Source organism: Neglectibacter caecimuris (assembly GCF_034335015.1).
Classification (GTDB): Bacteria; Bacillota; Clostridia; order Oscillospirales; family Acutalibacteraceae; genus Acutalibacter; species Acutalibacter caecimuris_A.
In genome coordinates this window covers 74,737-92,322 of record NZ_JAWXXK010000012.1, presented here as the reverse complement: position 1 = coordinate 92,322, position 17,586 = coordinate 74,737, and the positions used below count along the sequence as shown (strand labels likewise).

The window sequence follows — 17,586 nt, the reverse complement described above, 5'->3', positions numbered from 1 at the left end:
TTTCTTGGCGCATTGTTCTGCACCGACCGAACCGACAGGTGAGACCGTTGCTGGGCGTGCCCCACCGGGGCACAGCAACCGAGCCGACAGGCGAGAACGGTGGAAGGGATAGTCACACGTAGAAAGTAGCATAGAATCGCCAGTTTCGATCCCCTCAGTCACGGCGAAGCCGTGACAGCTCCCCTTACTCGCGCAAGTGGAGCCTAAGAGCACTGTTGAATTATAATTTAGCGGGTTGCCGAATAGCACTAACCTCTTGCTTCCCCTGAATAGGGGAAAAAGGTTGCTTTGCAACCTTCTGGGACCACCGTCAGGTGGTGGAGAGGTTCCAGCTCTCTGTAACCCCGCAGTTTTATCAACTGTTCGAGCAGAACCCCTCAGTCACGGCTCCGCCGTGACAGCTTTCTCCGCTTCGCTCCGGGTGCAAAGCGCAGAAAGCCATGGCTTTCTTGGCGCATTGTTCTGCACTGACCGAACCGACAGGTGAGACCGGTGCTGAACGGTCTCCACCGGAGACCAGCACCCCTTTCAGGGGAGCCAAGGGTGACTGCTAAACTATCATTTAGCGGAGACTGTCATAAAGAAAGCAGGGAACAAGAACAGAAAAATGTCCTTGTTCCCCGCTTTTTATCCTTCTTCAGCATCTAACATCCAGTATCTGGAATCCAGCCTCATACATTAAACCGGAACAAAACGATATCGCCGTCCTGCATGATGTATTCCTTGCCCTCGGAGCGAACCAGGCCTTTTTCCTTGGCGGCTACCATGGAGCCGCATTCCATCAGCTCGTCAAAGCCGATGACCTCCGCCCGGATAAAGCCCCGCTCGAAATCGGTGTGGATCTTTCCGGCGGCCTGGGGCGCTCTGGTGCCCTTTTCGATGGTCCAGGCCCGCACCTCGTCCTTGCCGGCCGTAAGGTAGGACATCAGGCCCAGAAGGGAATAGCAGGCGGTAATGAGCCGGTCCAGGCCGGATTCCGTGAGGCCCAGATCGGAAAGGAACAGCTCCTTTTCCTCCGGGTCAAGGGAAGAGATCTCCGCCTCGATCTCCGCACAGATGGGAAGCACCGCGGCATGCTCCTTTTCAGCATATTCCCGCACGGTTTGCAGGAAGCGGTTTTGCTCAATGCCGTTTTTGAAATCCTCCTCGCTCATATTGGCGGCGAAGATGATGGGCTTATTGGTCAGCAGGGAAACGGTGGAAAGCAGCGCGGCCTCTTCCTCGCTGCACTCCACGCTGCGGGCAGAGCTTCCGGCCTCCAGCGCGGCGTGTACCCGCTGGAAAAAGTCCAGCTCTGTCTGGTATTTCTTATCGGCCTTTAAGAGCTTTCTGGTTTTATCGATGCGGCGGTCCAGCACCTCCAGGTCGGAAAGCACCAGCTCCAGATCGATGGTTTCAATATCCCTTCCCGGATCGATGCTGCCCTCCACATGGACGATATCATCGTTTTCAAAGCAGCGCACCACGTGCACAACGGCGTCTACCTCCCGAATATTGGAAAGGAACTTGTTGCCCAGCCCCTCGCCCTTAGAGGCCCCCTTCACCAGGCCCGCGATATCCACAAATTCAATGGTGGCGGGGGTGAACTTGTTGGGCTCGTACATATCCCGTAATTTTTCCAGCCGCTTGTCCGGCACGGCCACCACGCCCACATTGGGCTCAATGGTGCAGAAAGGGTAATTCGCGGACTGCGCGCCCGCATTGGTAATGGCGTTAAACAAGGTGCTTTTCCCCACGTTGGGAAGCCCCACAATTCCTAATTTCATGTTTGCTTTTCTCCTTCGCAGTTACGGGGTCTTTTACGCTTTAAGTATAACAAAAGCCCCGCGGTTTTTCAATACTGCGGGGAAAGGTCATTTTTCCGGAATTTTTCAATAGACTTTCCGCAAGCTATCTGCCGAAGGCCAGCTCCGGCTGCCCGTTCTTACAGAAGGGCATGGGCGGTAATACTGTTTGCGCCTGCCTGTGTCACAAACCCAAGAGACCGATACAGCGCGATCGCGGCGGTATTGTTCGTATTGACCAAAAGCGTCATGCCCCGGGGCCGGTTTAGTTCGATCGCCCTTGCAAGCATTGCCTTTGCGTAACCCTTTCTGCGGTATTCTTCTTTTACAAATACGTCAAAGGGCTCATTTTCCTCATATTGATATGTGATATCCACATAGCCGACCACGGCTTCTCCCTCTATCGCAAGGAGAATCCGGAATCGTTCAGGCGCATTCAGCACCTTTTCCGCTGTCCAGTACCCCTCCTTAGAGTGCAAAGAAAGGTATTGTTCCCGGTATTTCGCGCTGTATAATTCTACTTTTCGGTGGATTTGGCAGGGAAGCGCCTCTTGCAGCACCATTTTCTGCTGCTCCGGATCGAATTCCGAAGCTGCCTGGCGCAGCTTCCCATAAAGCAAACGGTTTTGCGGGTTAAAAACAAAATCAGCGCGATACCCTTTGAAGTTTTCCTTCAGAAAGGAGAATATCTCGTCATATGCCTGCTCACTGCGGGACAACCCGGCCAGCATTTCGAGATACGCTTCCTCTTCCAAAACCAAAAAGACAAACAGCCCGATGAGCTCTTCCCCGTGAAAGCACCCGAAGATCTGTTCTGCAGGATTGCCCGGAGCTTTCAATAAAGTGCTGCGCGCCTGTTCCCTGCTGCCGAGCGTTGGGTCACAAAAGCTTACGTCCCCGTTGATCCTATCTGCAAAGTCCAGATATTCTTTGACATTGTTCAGTTTTTTCAGCATGCCGTTTTTCTCCATTTCCTATACCGCAGGCGCCCCGTGCAGACAGGACAGACTTATAAAGAATATGTCAAAATTATACCCGGTTTTCCTTTCTTTTACAAGCTTTCGTGTCCTGTATTTCGAAAGCTCATTCCATGGAAGGGTCGCTGCCGGAAGGAGCCAAAGCTTTTTGCCAGCTGCCGGTTCGGTAGAAGAGAATGGATAAGAGCCCGCCCACGATCCAGCCAATAGGCCAGGCAAGCCAGATCCCCAGCGCCCCCAGGGGGGCGGAAAGCAGCTTTGCCAGAAGCACCCGCAGAACAAGGTCGGTAAAGGTGGATATCATAAACTGATTCATGTTTTCCGTGCCCCGCAGAACGCCGTCCGCCACAAGTTTGGCGGCCACAACCACATAAAAGGGAGAAAGCACCGATAGAATTTGAATGCCCGTTTCCATGGCCTTTCCGGTAGGCGCTTCCAGGAAAATCCCCACAAGGCTTCGGCCCAGAAAAAGGTACAGCAGGGTGATGGGAACGCAGAGAAGCCATACCAGCTTCAGGCCCGCCCGAAACCCCTCTTTGACGCGGTGCGGCTTTCCGGCCCCGACATTTTGGGCGGTAAAATTGGAAATGCCGTTGCCAATGGTGGTCAGGGAGGTGATTACCAGATTATTCAGTTTGATAGAGGCGGAGTATCCGGCCATAACGGCGGAGCCGAAGGTATTGATGATCCCCTGAATGAGAATGTTCCCTACGGAAACAAAGCTTTGCTGTAAAATACTGGGAATGGCTATTTTGGCGATTTTTCCCAGGATCCGCCAGGAAAACAGACGGGGCGGCGCCTCGGTTTTGATCTTCGTGAGCCTGCCGAACATAAATGAGACAGCCAGAACACAGCTTATCCCCTGGCAGAGCAGGGTAGCCCAGGCCACTCCGGCCACTCCCATGGAAAAAGCGGTGACAAAGAGGATATCCACCGCAATATTCGACAGGGAGGAACAGGCAAGAAACAGAAAAGGCGTTTTGGAATCTCCCAAAGCGGAAAAAACACCTGTCGCGATATTGTAATAGAACACGAAGGGCAGCCCCAGAATGTAGATATCCAGATAGAGCTTGGAATCCCCGAGCACATTTTTAGGGGTGTGGATCCAGGAAAGAAGCTCCGGGCAAAGCAGAGCTCCGGCGCCCATCAAGACGGCGCAGAGGACGCCGCCCGCCAGAAAGGTGGTGTACACAGCGGTTTTCAGCTCGCCGTACTGTTTTCTGCCGAACAGCTGGGATACCACAACGGAGCAGCCGATATTACAGCCAAAGGCAAAGGCGATAAAAATAAGCGTGACCTCATAGCTGTTTCCCACCGCCGCCAGGGCATCTTCCCCGATAAATTTTCCCGCCACAAAGCTGTCGGCGATCTGGTACAGCTGCTGAAACAGAATACTTCCAAACAGCGGCAGGCAAAATTTCCAGAGCACGGTGGAGGATTTGCCCACTGTCAAATCCTTATTCATGAAAAAGACCTCCTGCTTTTTGTTTTTCGGAAAACGATTGACACAGGGACCACCCTCTTTTATAATCGGATAACAGAAATATGTAAAATGTATGATTGATATAGCTGGAATGCTGATTTGATATGATAATTGAAAGAAGGGGTTTCGTGTATATCAACTATGAGTATTACCGGGTCTTTTTTTATGTGGCCAAATACCGGAATTTCACCAGGGCGTCGGAGGCCCTGCTGAGCAACCAGCCCAACATTACCCGTACTGTAAAAAAGCTGGAAAATGAGCTGGGATGTACTCTTTTCGTTCGTTCCAACCGAGGCGTTACGCTGACACCTGAGGGAGAAAGACTGTATGTCCATATTCAGGCCGCAGTAGAACAGATCCAGGCGGGAGAAGAAGCGGTTGCCCTGGAAAAGGGACTGGAAAGCGGGACGGTGTCTATTGGGGTAAGCGAGGTGGCTCTGCGGAGCTTTCTTTTGCCGGTACTGAAAAAATACCGGCAGCAGTATCCCAGAGTGAAGCTGAAAATTTTCAACCACTCCACACCCCAGGCTATCGCCATGCTGAAAAGCGGCAGGGCAGATTTTGCGTTGGTTACAACGCCTACTGGAGAATTAAAAGCAATGAAGGCAAAAGCCGTAAAGGGAATCTGTGAAACGGCAGTCTGCGGCTTAGCGTACCGCAGGCTTTCGGAAAAAAGAGTTTCCTTGAAAAAACTTGCCGAGGCTCCTTTGATCTCCCTTGGAAAGCTGACAAAAACCTATGAATTTTACGCCGAGTGGTTTCTGGAGCATGGACTGGAGTTCAAGCCGGATATCGAAGTGGCAACGGCCGATCAAATTCTGCCGATGGTAAAGAACAATTTGGGCATCGGTTTTGTTCCCCGGGAATTTTTGGAGGGAGAAGAGGGACGAACGATCCTGCCGATTGAGCTCAATGAACAGATCCCCCGGAGGTCTATCTGCCTGGTCAAAAGAACAGATCAGGTGTTGAGCATTGCCGCCAAGGAGTTGGAAAGAATGATCCTGAAAGGCTAAGCTTCAGGCAAACAGAATGCCCGGAACGGGTTTTCCCGCTCCGGGCGTTTTCACTTCTGTGCCAGGTCTTACATATCTCATTTCCGTTTCGCATAGGTATAGCCAGGTAGTGCAGCCATTCAAACAGAAGGAGGGCGTTTTATGGAATTGAAATTGCCTGTAGCCGATGCTTCTCCCTATCCCCAGATCCAGGTGCGGGAGACCAGCCAGCTTTGTGCCAGAGCCATGCTGTCCCAGTTGGGCGGCAGCGCCTCGGAAATGAGCACCATAGCCCAGTATTTCTACAACAGTACCGTTCTGGCCGCCAAATACCCGAAAATAGCGGAATATTTTCACCGGATCGCCGTGGTGGAAATGCACCATCTATCCGTTTTCGCTCAGCTGACGTGCCTTTCGGGCGGAGACCCCCGGCTTTGGAGCTACCGGGAGGGGCGAACTGTTTATTGGAGCCCCAGCGCTCTTTTTTATTCCAATGATCCGGCCGCTCTGTTGAACCGGGCTGTTATGGGGGAAAACAGAACCATTACGGAATACCGCCGTCTGTCGGGGGAATTGCCGGATCCTTGTGTGAAAGCGCTGCTGGAACGTCTGATTTTGGATGAGGAGCAACATGTTTTGATTTTTCGCCAGCTGCTGAAGGAAATGGGGAAAGGCGGCAGGAAATGAGCAATGAGGAATGAGCAATTTTAAGGGCAAGGGCAGAGTTTGATAAATTGGAATTTAGCGGTTAGTGGATAGCAGAAACCTCTTGCCTCCCCTGAATAGGGGAAGAAGGTTGCTTTGCAACCTTCTGGACCGCCGATAGGCGGTGGAGAGGTTCCAGCTCGCTGGAAATTCGCATAAAACCAGTGATTTTCTGCTCTTCTGTCGGAACCCCTCAGTCACGGCGAAGCCGTGACAGCTTTCTACGCTACGCTTCGGTCAGTGCTGGACGTGCCCCACCGGGGCACAGCACCCGAGCCGACAGGCGAGAAAGCCAAGAGTGTGTGCTAAACTATAATTTACCGGTTATTCACTCACCTCTCTCCTGTCATCCTGAGCGAAGCGAAGGATCTCGTCCTTTGTTCTTTTCAGGGATTAAGGACGAGATTCTTCGTCACTTCGTTCCTCAGAATGACAGTTGGGAACTGTGTGATAAACTATAATTTAGCGCACTGACAAATAGCAGTAACCCTTGCCTCTCCTTATTTATAGAGGGGAAACAGACCGCTTCGCAGTCTGCGGGGACCGCCGGACGGCGGTGGAAGGGATAGTCACACGCAGAAGGTGCCATAGAATCGCTAGTTTTGATCCCCTCAGTCAGCCTATTGGCTGACAGCTCCCCTTGCTCTCGTAAGTGGAGCCTAAGGGCATTAAACTATAATTTACCGGTTATTCACTCACCTCTCTCCTGTCATCCTGAGCGAAGCGAAGGATCTCGCCCTTTGCCCTTTTTCCGGAATTAAGGACGAGATTCTTCGTCAATTCGTTCCTCAGAATGACAGTTGGGAACTGTGTGATAAACTATAATTTAGCGGCGTCCCTGTGGTCGGGTCGGAAACTGCCTTCCCGTACCAAGTGGGGGCTCGAGTGCCTGGGGCAAAAATCCCGCGATCCTTTTGAACTGATCGCGGGATTTTTTTAATCAAATCATTCGGAAAGAGCAGGAAGGCTTTTCAGGAGTTTTTCCAGAAGCGCCTGAAACTGCGCGCTTACCCGGTCTGCCGTTTCCTGTACTTCCCGGTGGGAGAGGGGCGTTTTGCCAAGGCCCGCCGCCAGGTTGGTGATGCAGCTGATGCCGCAAACCTCCATGCCCAGGTGGCGGGCGCAGATCGTCTCGCAGGCGGTGCTCATGCCCACGGCGTCCGCCCCCAGGGCGCGGTACAGGTGAACCTCGGCGGGGGTTTCGTATTGTGGGCCGGTGGTTTGCAGGTAAACGCCCTGCTTTAAGGGGATCTCCAGCTCCCGCGCCGCCTTTTCGGCCAGCTCTCGCAGGCGGGGACTGTATGCCGTGGAAAGGTCGGGGAACCGGGGGCCGAAAGCGTCTTCGTTGGGGCCGAGAAGGGGGGAGGGGACAAAGGAGGCAATATGATCCGTGATCAGCATCAGGTCACCGGGGCGAAAGCCTTCTCCCATGCCCCCGGCGGCGTTGGTGAGGATCACCCGCTGCGCGCCCAGGGCATGCAGCACCCGCAGGGGGAGGACGACCTCCTCCATGGAATACCCCTCGTAATAGTGGATCCTTCCCTGCATTACCACCACCGGCTCCTGCCCAAGAAAGCCGAAAACGAATCTGCCACGGTGCCCCGGCACCGTAGAAACAGGGAAGCCGGGGATCTCCTGGTATTCCACCGAAACCGCCCGCTCTATTCTTTCGGCGAAGGCTCCCAGCCCGGAGCCCAGCACCACCGCCGTGCGGGGGCGCAAGCCTGCCCTTTTTTGAAGATACTCCGCGCAGGCATTGACCCGATCCAAAACAGCGCCCATGGAAATTCCCCTTTCGGTTTAGGCAACACCGCACAAAGATTGTGCGCAAGTTGTACAGTCAGATTTTTCGTCAGAGTGCACAGATTGAGTGCGGCCAATCTTGCGATTGGCAAACGAAAGCTGCGTGCTATGACGGAAAATATGCAAGCAAATTGTGTACAAAGGCCTCTGGCCGATCTTTGTGCGGTGTTGCTTTTAGTTATCTGTATTGTAAGGGGAAAAAGGTTGGCCTGTCAAGCCTCCTCAATGCGCAGCAGGCGGTTGTATTTCGCCACCCGCTCGGTACGGCAGGGAGCGCCGGTTTTGATCTGCCCGGCGTTGACCGCCACCGCCAGGTCGGCAATAAAGGTGTCCTCCGTTTCCCCGGAGCGGTGGGAAATGATGGTCTTATAGCCGTTGCGGCGGGCAAGGTCGATGGCGTCCAGGGTTTCCGTCAGGGTGCCGATCTGGTTGGGCTTGATGAGAATGGCGTTGGCCGCCCCTTCGTCGATGCCCTGCTGCAGGCGCTCCATATTTGTGACGAACAGATCGTCCCCCACCAGCTGCACCCTGTTTCCCAGACGGGCGGTAAGCTCCGCCCAGCCCTCGAAATCCTCTTCCCCCAAAGGATCTTCAATGGAGAAAATGGGATATCGATCCGCAAGGCTTTCCCAGTATTCCAGCAGGCCCTCCGTTTCATACTCCACCCCCCGCTTGGGCAAACGGTAGTGGTGATCCACCGCCCATTCGCTGCCCGCGGCGTCCAGGGCCAGCTTTACCTTGCCGGAATAGCCCGCCTTTTCCACGGCGTTCAGAATTTCCTCGATGGCTTCCTCGTCGGAGGCAAGATCGGGCGCAAAGCCGCCTTCGTCTCCCACGGCGGTGGAAAGCCCCTTTTTCTTAAGCTCCGATCCCAGGGTATGGTAGATCTCCGCGCACCAGCGCAGTCCCTCCCGGAAGCTTTCCGCCATCAGCGGCATGATCATAAATTCCTGAATATCGATGTTGTTTCCCGCATGGGCGCCGCCGTTTAGAATATTCATCATGGGAACGGGCAGCTGATAGGCCGCCGCGCCGCCCAGATACCGGTACAGGGGCATGCGGTAATGGGCGGCAATGGCCCGGGCGCAGGCCAGGGACACCGCCAGGGTGGCGTTTGCCCCCAAATGGGCCTTGTTGGGGGTGCCGTCCAGCTTGCGCAGTACGCCGTCGATCTCCCGGGTGGTCAGGGTGTGCACCTTTTCCAGCGCCGGGGCGATGATCTCGTTTACGTTTTTTACCGCTTTCAGAACACCCTTGCCGCCATAGCGCCGGTCGTCTCCGTCCCGCAGCTCGATGGCCTCAAACTTGCCGGTGGAGGCCCCGGAGGGGGAGGCCGCCGTGCCCAGCGTGCCGTCGGAAAGCTGCACCGTGGCGCTGACGGTGGGATTTCCCCGGGAGTCCAGAATTTCACAGCCGTATACCTTTTGGATCGTTACCATAAAAATGACCTCGCTTTTCTTTTTTGCTTCCAGATTTTGCCCTTCCCGGTTAATATTGACAGACAGAACAGGTTTTACTCATCTTGCATCGATTTTCTGATAGCCTTTGGAAAAACGGTGTGATATACTAGACGCTAGATACTAGATTCTAGATACTGGAAAAGGAGTTGTATGATATGGAATTTCAAAGGGTGACGCCGGAAAGCGTGGGGGTTCCCTCCGGGGCGGTTACGGCCCTGCTGGACGAGCTGTACCGGTGCGGTACGGAAATGCACAGCTTTATGCTGCTGCGCCACGGAAAGGTATACGCGGAGGGAAGCTGGAAGCCTTACCGGCCGCAGGTTCAGCACATCATGTTTTCCTTCAGCAAAAGCCTGACCTCCACCGCTATCGGCTTTGCCAGGCAGGAGGGGATCTTATCTCTGAAGGAAAAGCTTGTGGATATTTTCCCGGATAAGCTGCCGGAAAACCCCAGCGAAAACCTGAAGAAGGCGGAGATCCGCCACCTGCTGATGATGGGCTGCGGCCACGAGACGGAGATTCCCAATCTGGGGCTTGGAGACCCGGATTGGATCAAATCGTTCCTTACTCACCCCTTTGTATACGAGCCGGGAACCCATTTCCTGTACAACACGGCGGGAACCAATCTGCTTTCCGCTATTCTTACCCGGAAGACCGGGCAAACCCTGACGGAGTTTCTGCGTCCCAGGCTGATGGAGCCCCTGGGGCTGACAGACATTCCCTGCCAGCCCTTGCCGGACGGCACGGAAATGGGCGGCGCGGGCTGTTCCATGACCATTGAGGATATGGCAAGGTTCGTGCAGTTCGTGGCGAACAGGGGAAAATGGGAAGGCAGGCAGCTTCTGGAGGAAAGCTGGTTTGAGGAAGCCACCCGGAAGCAGATCGAAAACCGGGGCGCGGGCTGGGACGGCGATCCGGACTGGCAGCAGGGCTATGGCTACCAGTTCTGGCGCTGTGAGCCGGAGGGCGTGTTCCGGGGGGACGGCGCCTTTGGACAGTACGGCGTGGTGTGCACCGGACAGGACGCCGTTGTGGTGATCCAGTCGGCCTCCATGCAGCTGCAGGCGGTGCTTACCGCGGTGTGGGAAAAGCTGCTTCCCGCCATGGCGGAGGGCCCCCTGCCGGAGGATCCCCAGGCCCTGCACAGTTTGAAAAACCGCTTAAAGCGACTGGAACTGAACCCCGTGTTGGGCATGCGGAACCCCTGGGCGGAGAAATCTTTGAACAGCGCGGTATACCTGCCGGAAAAGCCCCTGCCCGGCATGGAGGATCTGATTGGCGGGGCGGGCAGCTTTCAGCCGGTGGGCGGAAGGCTGGTTTCCCTGAGCTTCCGCTTTCGGGGGGAGGATGCGGCCCTGCTGTGCAGGCAGGACAATGGCTCCTTTGAGATCCAGCTGGGATTAAACGGGCATTTTGTGACCTCCGATATTCACGGCGTTCCCTATGGGGCCAATGGGCGCTGGAAGCCCGGCGGCGCTTTGGAAATAGAGCTGCGCGACACCCGCAGGGCCACCGGAAAGCGGTTTACCTTCCGGTTTGGAGAAAGCAGCATGGTGCTTTCGGCGGAGTCCACCTTCCCCATGGAGGGCGGCTTAAACGACGAGCCCACGCCGGAAATGACCTTTACCCTGGCGGACGGAGAGGTCACCACCAAAACGAAAATGTACTGGGAAACCGAAGAGCGCTAAAAAGGAGAAAACGGCCATGGAAGAGAAAAGCTTTGCGTACCCTGTCAATGGGGGAAGTTATCATGTGACAGACCGGTTTTACACCAGGCTGCGGGAGCTGGTGCGGGAAAAAGTGATCCCTTATCAGTGGGAGGCCCTGAATGACCGGATAGAGGGCGCGGAGCCCAGCGGCTGCATTCGGAACCTGCTGGCGGCGGCGAATGGTGAGAAAGCGGAACATTACGGCTTTGTCTTTCAGGACAGCGACCTATATAAATGGATGGAAGCGGCGGCCTTTTCCCTGATGTGGGCTCCCGACAAGGCCCTGGAGGAAGAGCTGGAGGAAGCGGTTTCCCTGGTGGCCAAGGCTCAGCGGGAAGACGGGTATCTGGATACCTATTATATTCTGGGCGATCTCAGCCGCCGGTGGACGAATTTGAAGGATCACCACGAGCTGTACTGTGCGGGGCATTTGATCGAGGCCGCGGTGGCCCACTTCCGGGCCACCGGGCGGAGGAGCCTTCTGAGCGTGGCGGAAAAGCTTGCCGGCCATATTGACTCCGTGCTGGGGCCGGAGGAGGGAAAGCTGCACGGCTATCCGGGCCACGAGGAGATCGAGCTGGCTCTTTGCAAGCTGTATGAGGTCACCGGAGAGGAGCGATATCTCCGGCTGGCCCGGTATTTCCTTTCCCAGCGGGGAAAAGAGCCCCTGTATTTCCGGGAGGAGACCCAGCGGGAGGGCAACGGCTTTTATTGGAAGGACGGCCCTCTGCAATACGCCTATTACCAGGCCCACAAGCCCCTGCTGGAACAGGAGGAGCCGGTGGGCCACGCGGTGCGGGCCAATTACCTGTACGCCGGGGCGGCGGCAGCGGCCCGCTGCGCCAGGGACGATGCGCTGTATGAGCACCTGCGCCATATCTGGAAGGAAATGACGGAAAAGCAGATGTATCTCACCGGGCAGGTGGGCTCCTCGGAATATGGAGAAGCCTTCACTTTCCCCTACGACCTGCCCAACGATACCGCCTATGCGGAAACCTGCGCCGGGCTGGCCCTGGCCTTTTTCGCCAATCAGATGCTAAAGATCGAACGCCGGGGAGAATATGCCGATGTGATGGAGCGGGTGCTCTATAACGGCGCCATCAGCGGCATGGATCTCAGCGGAACGGCATTTTTCTATGTGAATCCCCTGGAGGTGCTGCCGGAGGCCTGCCGGCGGGATCAGAGAAAGGGGCATGTAAAGCCGGTGCGCCAGAAATGGTTTGGCTGCGCCTGCTGCCCGCCCAATTTGGCCCGTACCATCGCCTCTCTCACCGATTACGCGGTGAACCGCACGGAAACAGAGCTGTTCCAGCACCTGTATCTGGCGGGGAAATACACCTGCACTTTTGCGGGAATTCCCGTGACGATCTCCCTTCAGGGGAATTACCCCTGGGAGGGAGACTTGAAAATTGCCGTGGAGCCGGAAAAACCGGTAAGCTTTGCCTATGCTTTGCGGATCCCTGGCTGGTGCGAGGGGAAATACTCCCTGAAGGTCAACGGGAAAGCGGCGGCGGAGCAGGCGGGTAACGGCTATGTGAGCCTGCAAAGGGAATGGACGTCCGGCGATGTGATAGAGCTTTCCCTGCCTATGGAGGCAAAGCGAATCTGGGCCAATCGGCAGGTGCGGGAAGACGCCGGAAAGGTGGCCGTTCAGCGGGGGCCCTTGGTCTACTGCCTGGAGGAGGCCGACAACGGCAGGGAACTGCACCGGATTTTGCTGCCCAGAGACAGCGCCTTTACCGAAGAGTATCGCCCGGAGCTGCTGGGCGGCGTCACCGTGCTGCGCTGTATGGGCCGCGCGGAAGAAGGTGAGCGGGAGCGCCTGTACACCACCCGCCCGCCGGAGCTCGGCGAAAAGCGGGAGCTTCTCTGGATCCCCTACTACGCCTGGGCCAACCGGAACGAAGGGGAAATGCTGGTATGGGTGAGAGACTCCAGATGCTAGATGCTGGAGAAGGGCGTATGGAAAATTAGGAATGAGCAATTAAGAGCAAAAGAGTAGTGCGCTAAATTGGAAGTTAGTGGTTATTCACTCACCTCCCTCTTGTCATTCTGAACGAAGCGAAGAATCTCGTTCTTTGGGCCTTTTTGAAGGGCTTTCAGGGCGAGATTCTTCGTCACTTCGTTCCTCAGAATGACAGTTGGGAACTGTGTGATAAACTATAATTTAGCGGTGTCCCTGCGGTCGGGTCAGAAATCATTTTCCTGCACTAAGTAGGGGCACGAGTGGCCGCGGCACCTCGCCGCTAAACTATTATTTATTGTTTTCCCTTACCCTTCATTTCTCCTTGCTCATTGCTAATTCCTCATGGCTCGTTGAATATGCCGCCGCTATCTGGCGTCCAGCGTCTAAAATTTCCCGTTCCGCAGCTGGACTTCAGAAGGTTACAAAATTGCAATCACTGTGTTTGGTTTATGCAAACGAGAGTGACGGAAAATAGCTTAATTTTTTGGTAAAATTGCTAAAAACTGCATAGGAAAGCGCTTTACATTTTCCTTGACTTTTGAGGCTTTTTGCAATATAATTTAGCAAAAGCAAGACGGAGCGGTAAAAATTGCAGGAGCCAGGCAGACAGCCTGCGCGGTTCCGCGCCACTTCGGCTTGTGAAAGCTTTTTGGTACCATGGCGTATCCGTTGGGGTTCTCAATGGGTACGGTTTTGCTTATCAAAAAACTGAACAAAAGCCCTAAATTTTCAAAAGGAGATGCAGAACATGAACATGAAACGTATTTTGTCTCTGGCGTTGGTTGCTGTGTTGGTGCTCGGCCTGGCTATGTCCGGCTGCAGCAACAGTAAAACTCCCAACAGCAGCGCGGCGTCTACCCCCGGCAACGAGAGCTCTTCCACCGCTCCCGTTTCCTCCGATGTTGCCAGCAACAGCGGCGAGGAAAAGATGGCTGAGGATCAGACCATCTATGTCAACCAGGAGCTGGCAGCTACCTTCGACAGCACTCAGGTTCAGGACGTTCCTTCCGGTACGATCGTAAACATGACCCAGGAGGGCTGGTTCCGCTACAGCTTTGACGATGCCGGCACCGCCACCATAAACAAAGCGGCCTGCGCGGACTACACCATTTCTGATGATGGCCTGACCTACACCATGAAGATGATCGATTATAATTGGAGCGATGGCAAGCCCGTTACCGCCGATGACTATGTATACGGCGCTCAGTGCGCGCTGGATCCCGCTGCGGCCGCTCCCTACTCCTTCTTCCTTACCGGCATTGTGGGCGCTGCCGATTTCAATGCCGGCAAGACCACCGATTTCTCCACCGTTGGCGTAAAGGCCATCGATGAGAAGACCGTTGAGTACACTCTGGCTGCTCCCGACGCTACCTTCCTGAGCAAGCTGGCGAACTCCATTTTCTTCCCCAAGCGTCAGGACATTGTTGAGGCTGCCGGCGGCGAGTACGGCAACACCAACAACTGGCAGTCCCTGGTTTACTGCGGCCCCTACACCATTACCGAGTGGACCGATAAGGATCACGGTGTTCTGGAGAAGAACGAGGCTTATTGGGACGCCGAAAATGTATTCCTCACCACCATTGATATGACCTATGTGGCCGAACAGGCCACCTCCGACCAGCTGTTTGAGGCCGGTCAGCTGGCCTTCACGGGCGCCAGCAGCGAATACTTGCAGAAGTACAAGGATAAGGCCGCTGCCGGCGAGTGCGAGATGGTAAACGCCGATTCTACCATGAGTGTTTTCTATCTGCTGTACAATACCAAGCGTGATCTTACCTCCAACGCTAAGATCCGTAAGGCTATCGGCTACGCTGTGGATAACGTGGCTTTCTGCGATACTATCATGGGCCGCTACACTCCCGCTGAAGTGCTGGTACCCGGCCCTGTGGCCATGGGCGAGGGCAACTACCGCGAAATGGCCGGTGTTGATCCTTGGAGAGCCGGCCGCGAGGAGTACGGCAACAACCCTGAAAAGCTGCAGGCCCTGTTCAAGGAAGGCCTGGAGGAGCTGGGCAAGGATTCCAGCGATCTGAGCCAGTACACCCTGACCTACCTGACCATGAACGACAGCTCTCAGGATGCGCAGATCATCGAGTTCATTCAGCAGGCTCTGGAGACCAACCTGGGCGTGAAGATGGAAGTGAAGGTTTCCGCTGACTGGGGAACCTTCCTGAACGACATGGAAGGCGATGAGTGGGATTTCGTGCAGACCGGCTGGTCTCCCGACTACAACGACCCCATGACTTATCTGGATATGTTCGAGACCGGCAACGGCTCCAACCATGGTAAGTATGAGGTTGCCGAGTATGACCAGATGGTGCGCGACGCTTATGCCGCCACTGATGAGACCGCCCGTTTCGAGCTTTACAAGCAGATGGAGCAGAAGCTGGCTGACGACATGGCCCTTACTCCCCTGTTCATTCAGGACGTATGGCAGTTCCGCCAGAACAATCTGCGCGGTCTGGGCATTGCCACTATCAACACCAACTGGGAGCCCAAGGGCGTGTATCTCGTTGCTGAGGAATAAGCAGAGCGGGAAGCCTATAAAATGAAATAGTAGGGCGTTTGGGACCTGTGTAAGAATGCCCAAGCCCCTGGTTTGGGAAGCGTGCGGACGGCCGATGGGCTGTCCGCACCTTCTTTCTTTTTGAATGCAGGATTTCACATTGAAAAATTCATTTTCTCTTTGTTTTTGAGGGGAAAGATGTTGCAAAATACGGAAGTTCATGGTATTCTAAGTAAGTATACTTTATTCATAAATCTGAAATTATTGAAGGAGGTGGGGTCATGGCGAAATTTGTCGCGAAGCGTTTTGTTTATATGATCATTACGCTGTTTTTAGTATTTACCGCCACATTCTTTTTGCTGGCGTCCATTCCCGGCAACGCCCTGACTATGAAGATCCACAAGCTGCCTGCCCAGGCGCAGGAGCGCATTCTGCAAAAATACGGATACGATAAATCCGCAGGAGAGCGGTATCTGCTCACTCTGAAAAATGTGGTCACAAAAGGGGATTTCGGCGAGTCCATTGCCAAGTCCGGTGATACGATGGGAAGCATTTTGCAAAAGAGGCTGCCCCCTACGATCCGCCTGAATGTTCAGCAGATGATCGTAGGCGTTACCCTGGGGCTGATCCTGGGAATTATCGCCGCCATGAAACGGGCAAAGGCGCCGGATTTCATTATACTTATTTTCTGTATGTTTATGACCTCGGTACCTTCTCTGGTGATCGCGCTGATTTTACAGCTGACGATGACCGGGCCGGACAGCCTGTTTAACTTACCCATTATCGGCTGGCCCAAGGGAAAGGACCTGTGGTTCGGCGGCTGGAAGTTTACCATATTGCCCACCTTCGCGGGCGCCTTGTTCTATGTGGCGGGTTATGCCCGTACCACAAAAATTGCCATGCTGGATTCTATCTATCAGGAGTGCACCACCACTGCCCGGGCCATCGGTATGTCCGAGACCCAGGTGATGATCCACCATGTGGTGCGCAATTCCTTTATTCCCATTGTTACCTATCTGCCCGGCACCATCGCCGGTGTGCTGTCCGGCTCGCTGTTCATTGAGCGTGTGTTCTCCGTTCCCGGAATCGGCAGTTATTATGTAGAATGCATTACACAGCGCGATGTTCCCATGGTTTTGGGCTTTACGGTATTTTACAGCGCCATTACCATTATTTCCATCTTTGTTTCCGATGTACTCTACGGCATTGTAGACCCGCGCATTAAGCTGATCAGCGGGTCATCCAGGTAAGGGGGGAAAAGCATGAGCACAGAGACTATAAAGAGGCCGGAGGATCGTTTCGCGTTTGTGGATCAGGATACCCTGTACGCCGATGAGATCACCCGGAAGAATATCGGCTTCTGGGCCGATGCCGTTCGGCGGTTTAAGCAGAACAAGGTGGCCATGGTTTTCCTGATCATCCTTCTGCTGCTGGTGGTCATGTCCCTTTTAGGGCCTGTGATTTCCGGCAAGGATTACATCACCATTAACGGACAGGATAAAAACCTGGGGCCCTGCTCTCAGTACTGGCTGGGTACGGATAATATGGGCCGCGATCTGTTCACCCGTTCCTGGGTGGGCCTGAGAACCTCTCTGGTCATTGCCGTTGTAGCCGCCGGGATCCAGCTGATCGTCGGATGCCTGTACGGCGCGATCATGGCCACGATCGGCGGTATTGTAGACGACGTGATGATGCGTATTGTGGAGGTTATCAGCAGTATCCCCAACCTGATTTTGTGTACGCTGCTGCTGGTGGTGTTCGGCAACGGCTATATTCAGTTGCTGTTTGCTCTGAGCATCACCTCCTGGACGGGCACGGCCCGCTTGGTGCGCGGCCAGATCCTGAAGCTGCGGGAAAGCGAATACGTGCTGGCCTCCAAGGCCATGGGCGGCTCCAACATGCACCGCATTTTGAAGCACCTGCTGCCCAATACTCTGGGTCTTTTGATTTTGGAGCTGGCCCAGGCGATCCCCAGCGTGATCTTCTCTGAAACCAGCCTTTCCTTCCTGGGTATCGGCCTGATGCCCCCGAATTTCAGCTTGGGCACCATGCTGCAGCAAGGACAGAGCACCATGAATTTCTATCCCTTCCAGCTGCTTGTTCCCTGCGTGCTGCTAAGCCTGCTGGTGCTTTCGTTCAACGTGGTGGGCGATGCTCTCCGCGACGCGCTTGACCCGCAGCTGCGTAATTGAGGAGGGAAA

12 protein-coding genes are annotated in these 17,586 nt (G+C 54.8%); 7 read left to right on the top strand and 5 right to left on the bottom strand.

The features are described 5' to 3' along the window. Window positions 1–671 precede the first annotated feature (671 nt). The 3 genes from ychF to U8T64_RS13530 all read right to left on the bottom strand — a co-directional run bounded on the left by ychF (window position 672) and on the right by U8T64_RS13530 (window position 4,226). A complete protein-coding gene (ychF, locus tag U8T64_RS13540) occupies window positions 672–1,766 on the bottom strand; it encodes a redox-regulated ATPase YchF (RefSeq protein ID WP_322184326.1) in 1,095 nt (364 codons plus the stop codon). A 158-nt stretch (window positions 1,767–1,924) separates the two neighbouring features. Continuing rightward, a complete protein-coding gene (locus U8T64_RS13535) occupies window positions 1,925–2,740 on the bottom strand; it encodes a GNAT family N-acetyltransferase (RefSeq protein WP_322184324.1) in 816 nt (271 codons plus the stop codon). A 127-nt stretch (window positions 2,741–2,867) separates the two neighbouring features. Then, complete coding sequence (locus U8T64_RS13530; protein WP_322184322.1) at window positions 2,868–4,226, bottom strand: MATE family efflux transporter; 1,359 nt, start codon at window positions 4,224–4,226, stop codon at window positions 2,868–2,870. A gap of 122 nt (window positions 4,227–4,348) precedes the next feature. Between U8T64_RS13530 and U8T64_RS13525 the strand changes: the two genes are divergently transcribed. Continuing rightward, window positions 4,349–5,257: a LysR family transcriptional regulator gene (locus U8T64_RS13525; RefSeq protein WP_322184320.1), complete on the top strand. Its 909-nt coding sequence runs from the start codon at window positions 4,349–4,351 to the stop codon at window positions 5,255–5,257. Window positions 5,258–5,398: 141 nt separating this feature from the next. Continuing rightward, window positions 5,399–5,923 (top strand): ferritin-like domain-containing protein, encoded by a 525-nt coding sequence (locus tag U8T64_RS13520; protein WP_322184318.1) that lies wholly within the window; start codon window positions 5,399–5,401, stop codon window positions 5,921–5,923. A gap of 963 nt (window positions 5,924–6,886) precedes the next feature. Here U8T64_RS13520 and U8T64_RS13515 read toward each other — a convergent pair. Together U8T64_RS13515 and eno are read right to left on the bottom strand one after the other, a co-directional pair. Continuing rightward, a complete protein-coding gene (locus tag U8T64_RS13515; protein WP_322184316.1) occupies window positions 6,887–7,723 on the bottom strand; it encodes a purine-nucleoside phosphorylase in 837 nt (278 codons plus the stop codon). 233 nt (window positions 7,724–7,956) lie between these two features. Continuing rightward, window positions 7,957–9,183, bottom strand: a complete 1,227-nt coding sequence (eno, locus tag U8T64_RS13510; RefSeq protein WP_322184314.1) for a phosphopyruvate hydratase — start codon at window positions 9,181–9,183, stop codon at window positions 7,957–7,959. A 176-nt stretch (window positions 9,184–9,359) separates the two neighbouring features. Here eno and U8T64_RS13505 point away from each other — a divergent pair, with 176 nt between their 5' ends. The 5 genes from U8T64_RS13505 to U8T64_RS13485 all read left to right on the top strand — a co-directional run bounded on the left by U8T64_RS13505 (window position 9,360) and on the right by U8T64_RS13485 (window position 17,577). Continuing rightward, window positions 9,360–10,892: a serine hydrolase domain-containing protein gene (locus U8T64_RS13505; RefSeq protein WP_322184312.1), complete on the top strand. Its 1,533-nt coding sequence runs from the start codon at window positions 9,360–9,362 to the stop codon at window positions 10,890–10,892. A 16-nt stretch (window positions 10,893–10,908) separates the two neighbouring features. Further along, on the top strand, window positions 10,909–12,858 hold the full coding sequence (locus U8T64_RS13500; protein WP_322184310.1) for a glycoside hydrolase family 127 protein: 1,950 nt from the start codon (window positions 10,909–10,911) through the stop codon (window positions 12,856–12,858). A 769-nt stretch (window positions 12,859–13,627) separates the two neighbouring features. Further along, window positions 13,628–15,406, top strand: coding sequence for a peptide ABC transporter substrate-binding protein (locus tag U8T64_RS13495; protein ID WP_322184308.1), 1,779 nt, complete (start codon window positions 13,628–13,630; stop codon window positions 15,404–15,406). Window positions 15,407–15,666: 260 nt separating this feature from the next. Then, the gene (locus U8T64_RS13490) at window positions 15,667–16,635 is read left to right on the top strand and encodes an ABC transporter permease (protein WP_322184306.1); all 969 of its coding nucleotides are present in this window, start codon (window positions 15,667–15,669) and stop codon (window positions 16,633–16,635) included. Window positions 16,636–16,647: 12 nt separating this feature from the next. Then, the gene (locus U8T64_RS13485; RefSeq protein WP_322184304.1) at window positions 16,648–17,577 is read left to right on the top strand and encodes an ABC transporter permease; all 930 of its coding nucleotides are present in this window, start codon (window positions 16,648–16,650) and stop codon (window positions 17,575–17,577) included. Window positions 17,578–17,586 lie beyond the last annotated feature (9 nt).

What these genes read in the sequence shown, in the direction of transcription:
- ychF (WP_322184326.1), bottom strand. Translation starts at nt 1,766, where the DNA reads ATGAAATTAGGAATTGTGGGGCTTCCCAACGTGGGGAAAAGCACCTTG.
- U8T64_RS13535 (WP_322184324.1), bottom strand. Translation starts at nt 2,740, where the DNA reads ATGCTGAAAAAACTGAACAATGTCAAAGAATATCTGGACTTTGCAGAT.
- U8T64_RS13530 (WP_322184322.1), bottom strand. Translation starts at nt 4,226, where the DNA reads ATGAATAAGGATTTGACAGTGGGCAAATCCTCCACCGTGCTCTGGAAA.
- U8T64_RS13525 (WP_322184320.1), top strand. Translation starts at nt 4,349, where the DNA reads ATGATAATTGAAAGAAGGGGTTTCGTGTATATCAACTATGAGTATTAC.
- U8T64_RS13520 (WP_322184318.1), top strand. Translation starts at nt 5,399, where the DNA reads ATGGAATTGAAATTGCCTGTAGCCGATGCTTCTCCCTATCCCCAGATC.
- U8T64_RS13515 (WP_322184316.1), bottom strand. Translation starts at nt 7,723, where the DNA reads ATGGGCGCTGTTTTGGATCGGGTCAATGCCTGCGCGGAGTATCTTCAA.
- eno (WP_322184314.1), bottom strand. Translation starts at nt 9,183, where the DNA reads ATGGTAACGATCCAAAAGGTATACGGCTGTGAAATTCTGGACTCCCGG.
- U8T64_RS13505 (WP_322184312.1), top strand. Translation starts at nt 9,360, where the DNA reads ATGGAATTTCAAAGGGTGACGCCGGAAAGCGTGGGGGTTCCCTCCGGG.
- U8T64_RS13500 (WP_322184310.1), top strand. Translation starts at nt 10,909, where the DNA reads ATGGAAGAGAAAAGCTTTGCGTACCCTGTCAATGGGGGAAGTTATCAT.
- U8T64_RS13495 (WP_322184308.1), top strand. Translation starts at nt 13,628, where the DNA reads ATGAACATGAAACGTATTTTGTCTCTGGCGTTGGTTGCTGTGTTGGTG.
- U8T64_RS13490 (WP_322184306.1), top strand. Translation starts at nt 15,667, where the DNA reads ATGGCGAAATTTGTCGCGAAGCGTTTTGTTTATATGATCATTACGCTG.
- U8T64_RS13485 (WP_322184304.1), top strand. Translation starts at nt 16,648, where the DNA reads ATGAGCACAGAGACTATAAAGAGGCCGGAGGATCGTTTCGCGTTTGTG.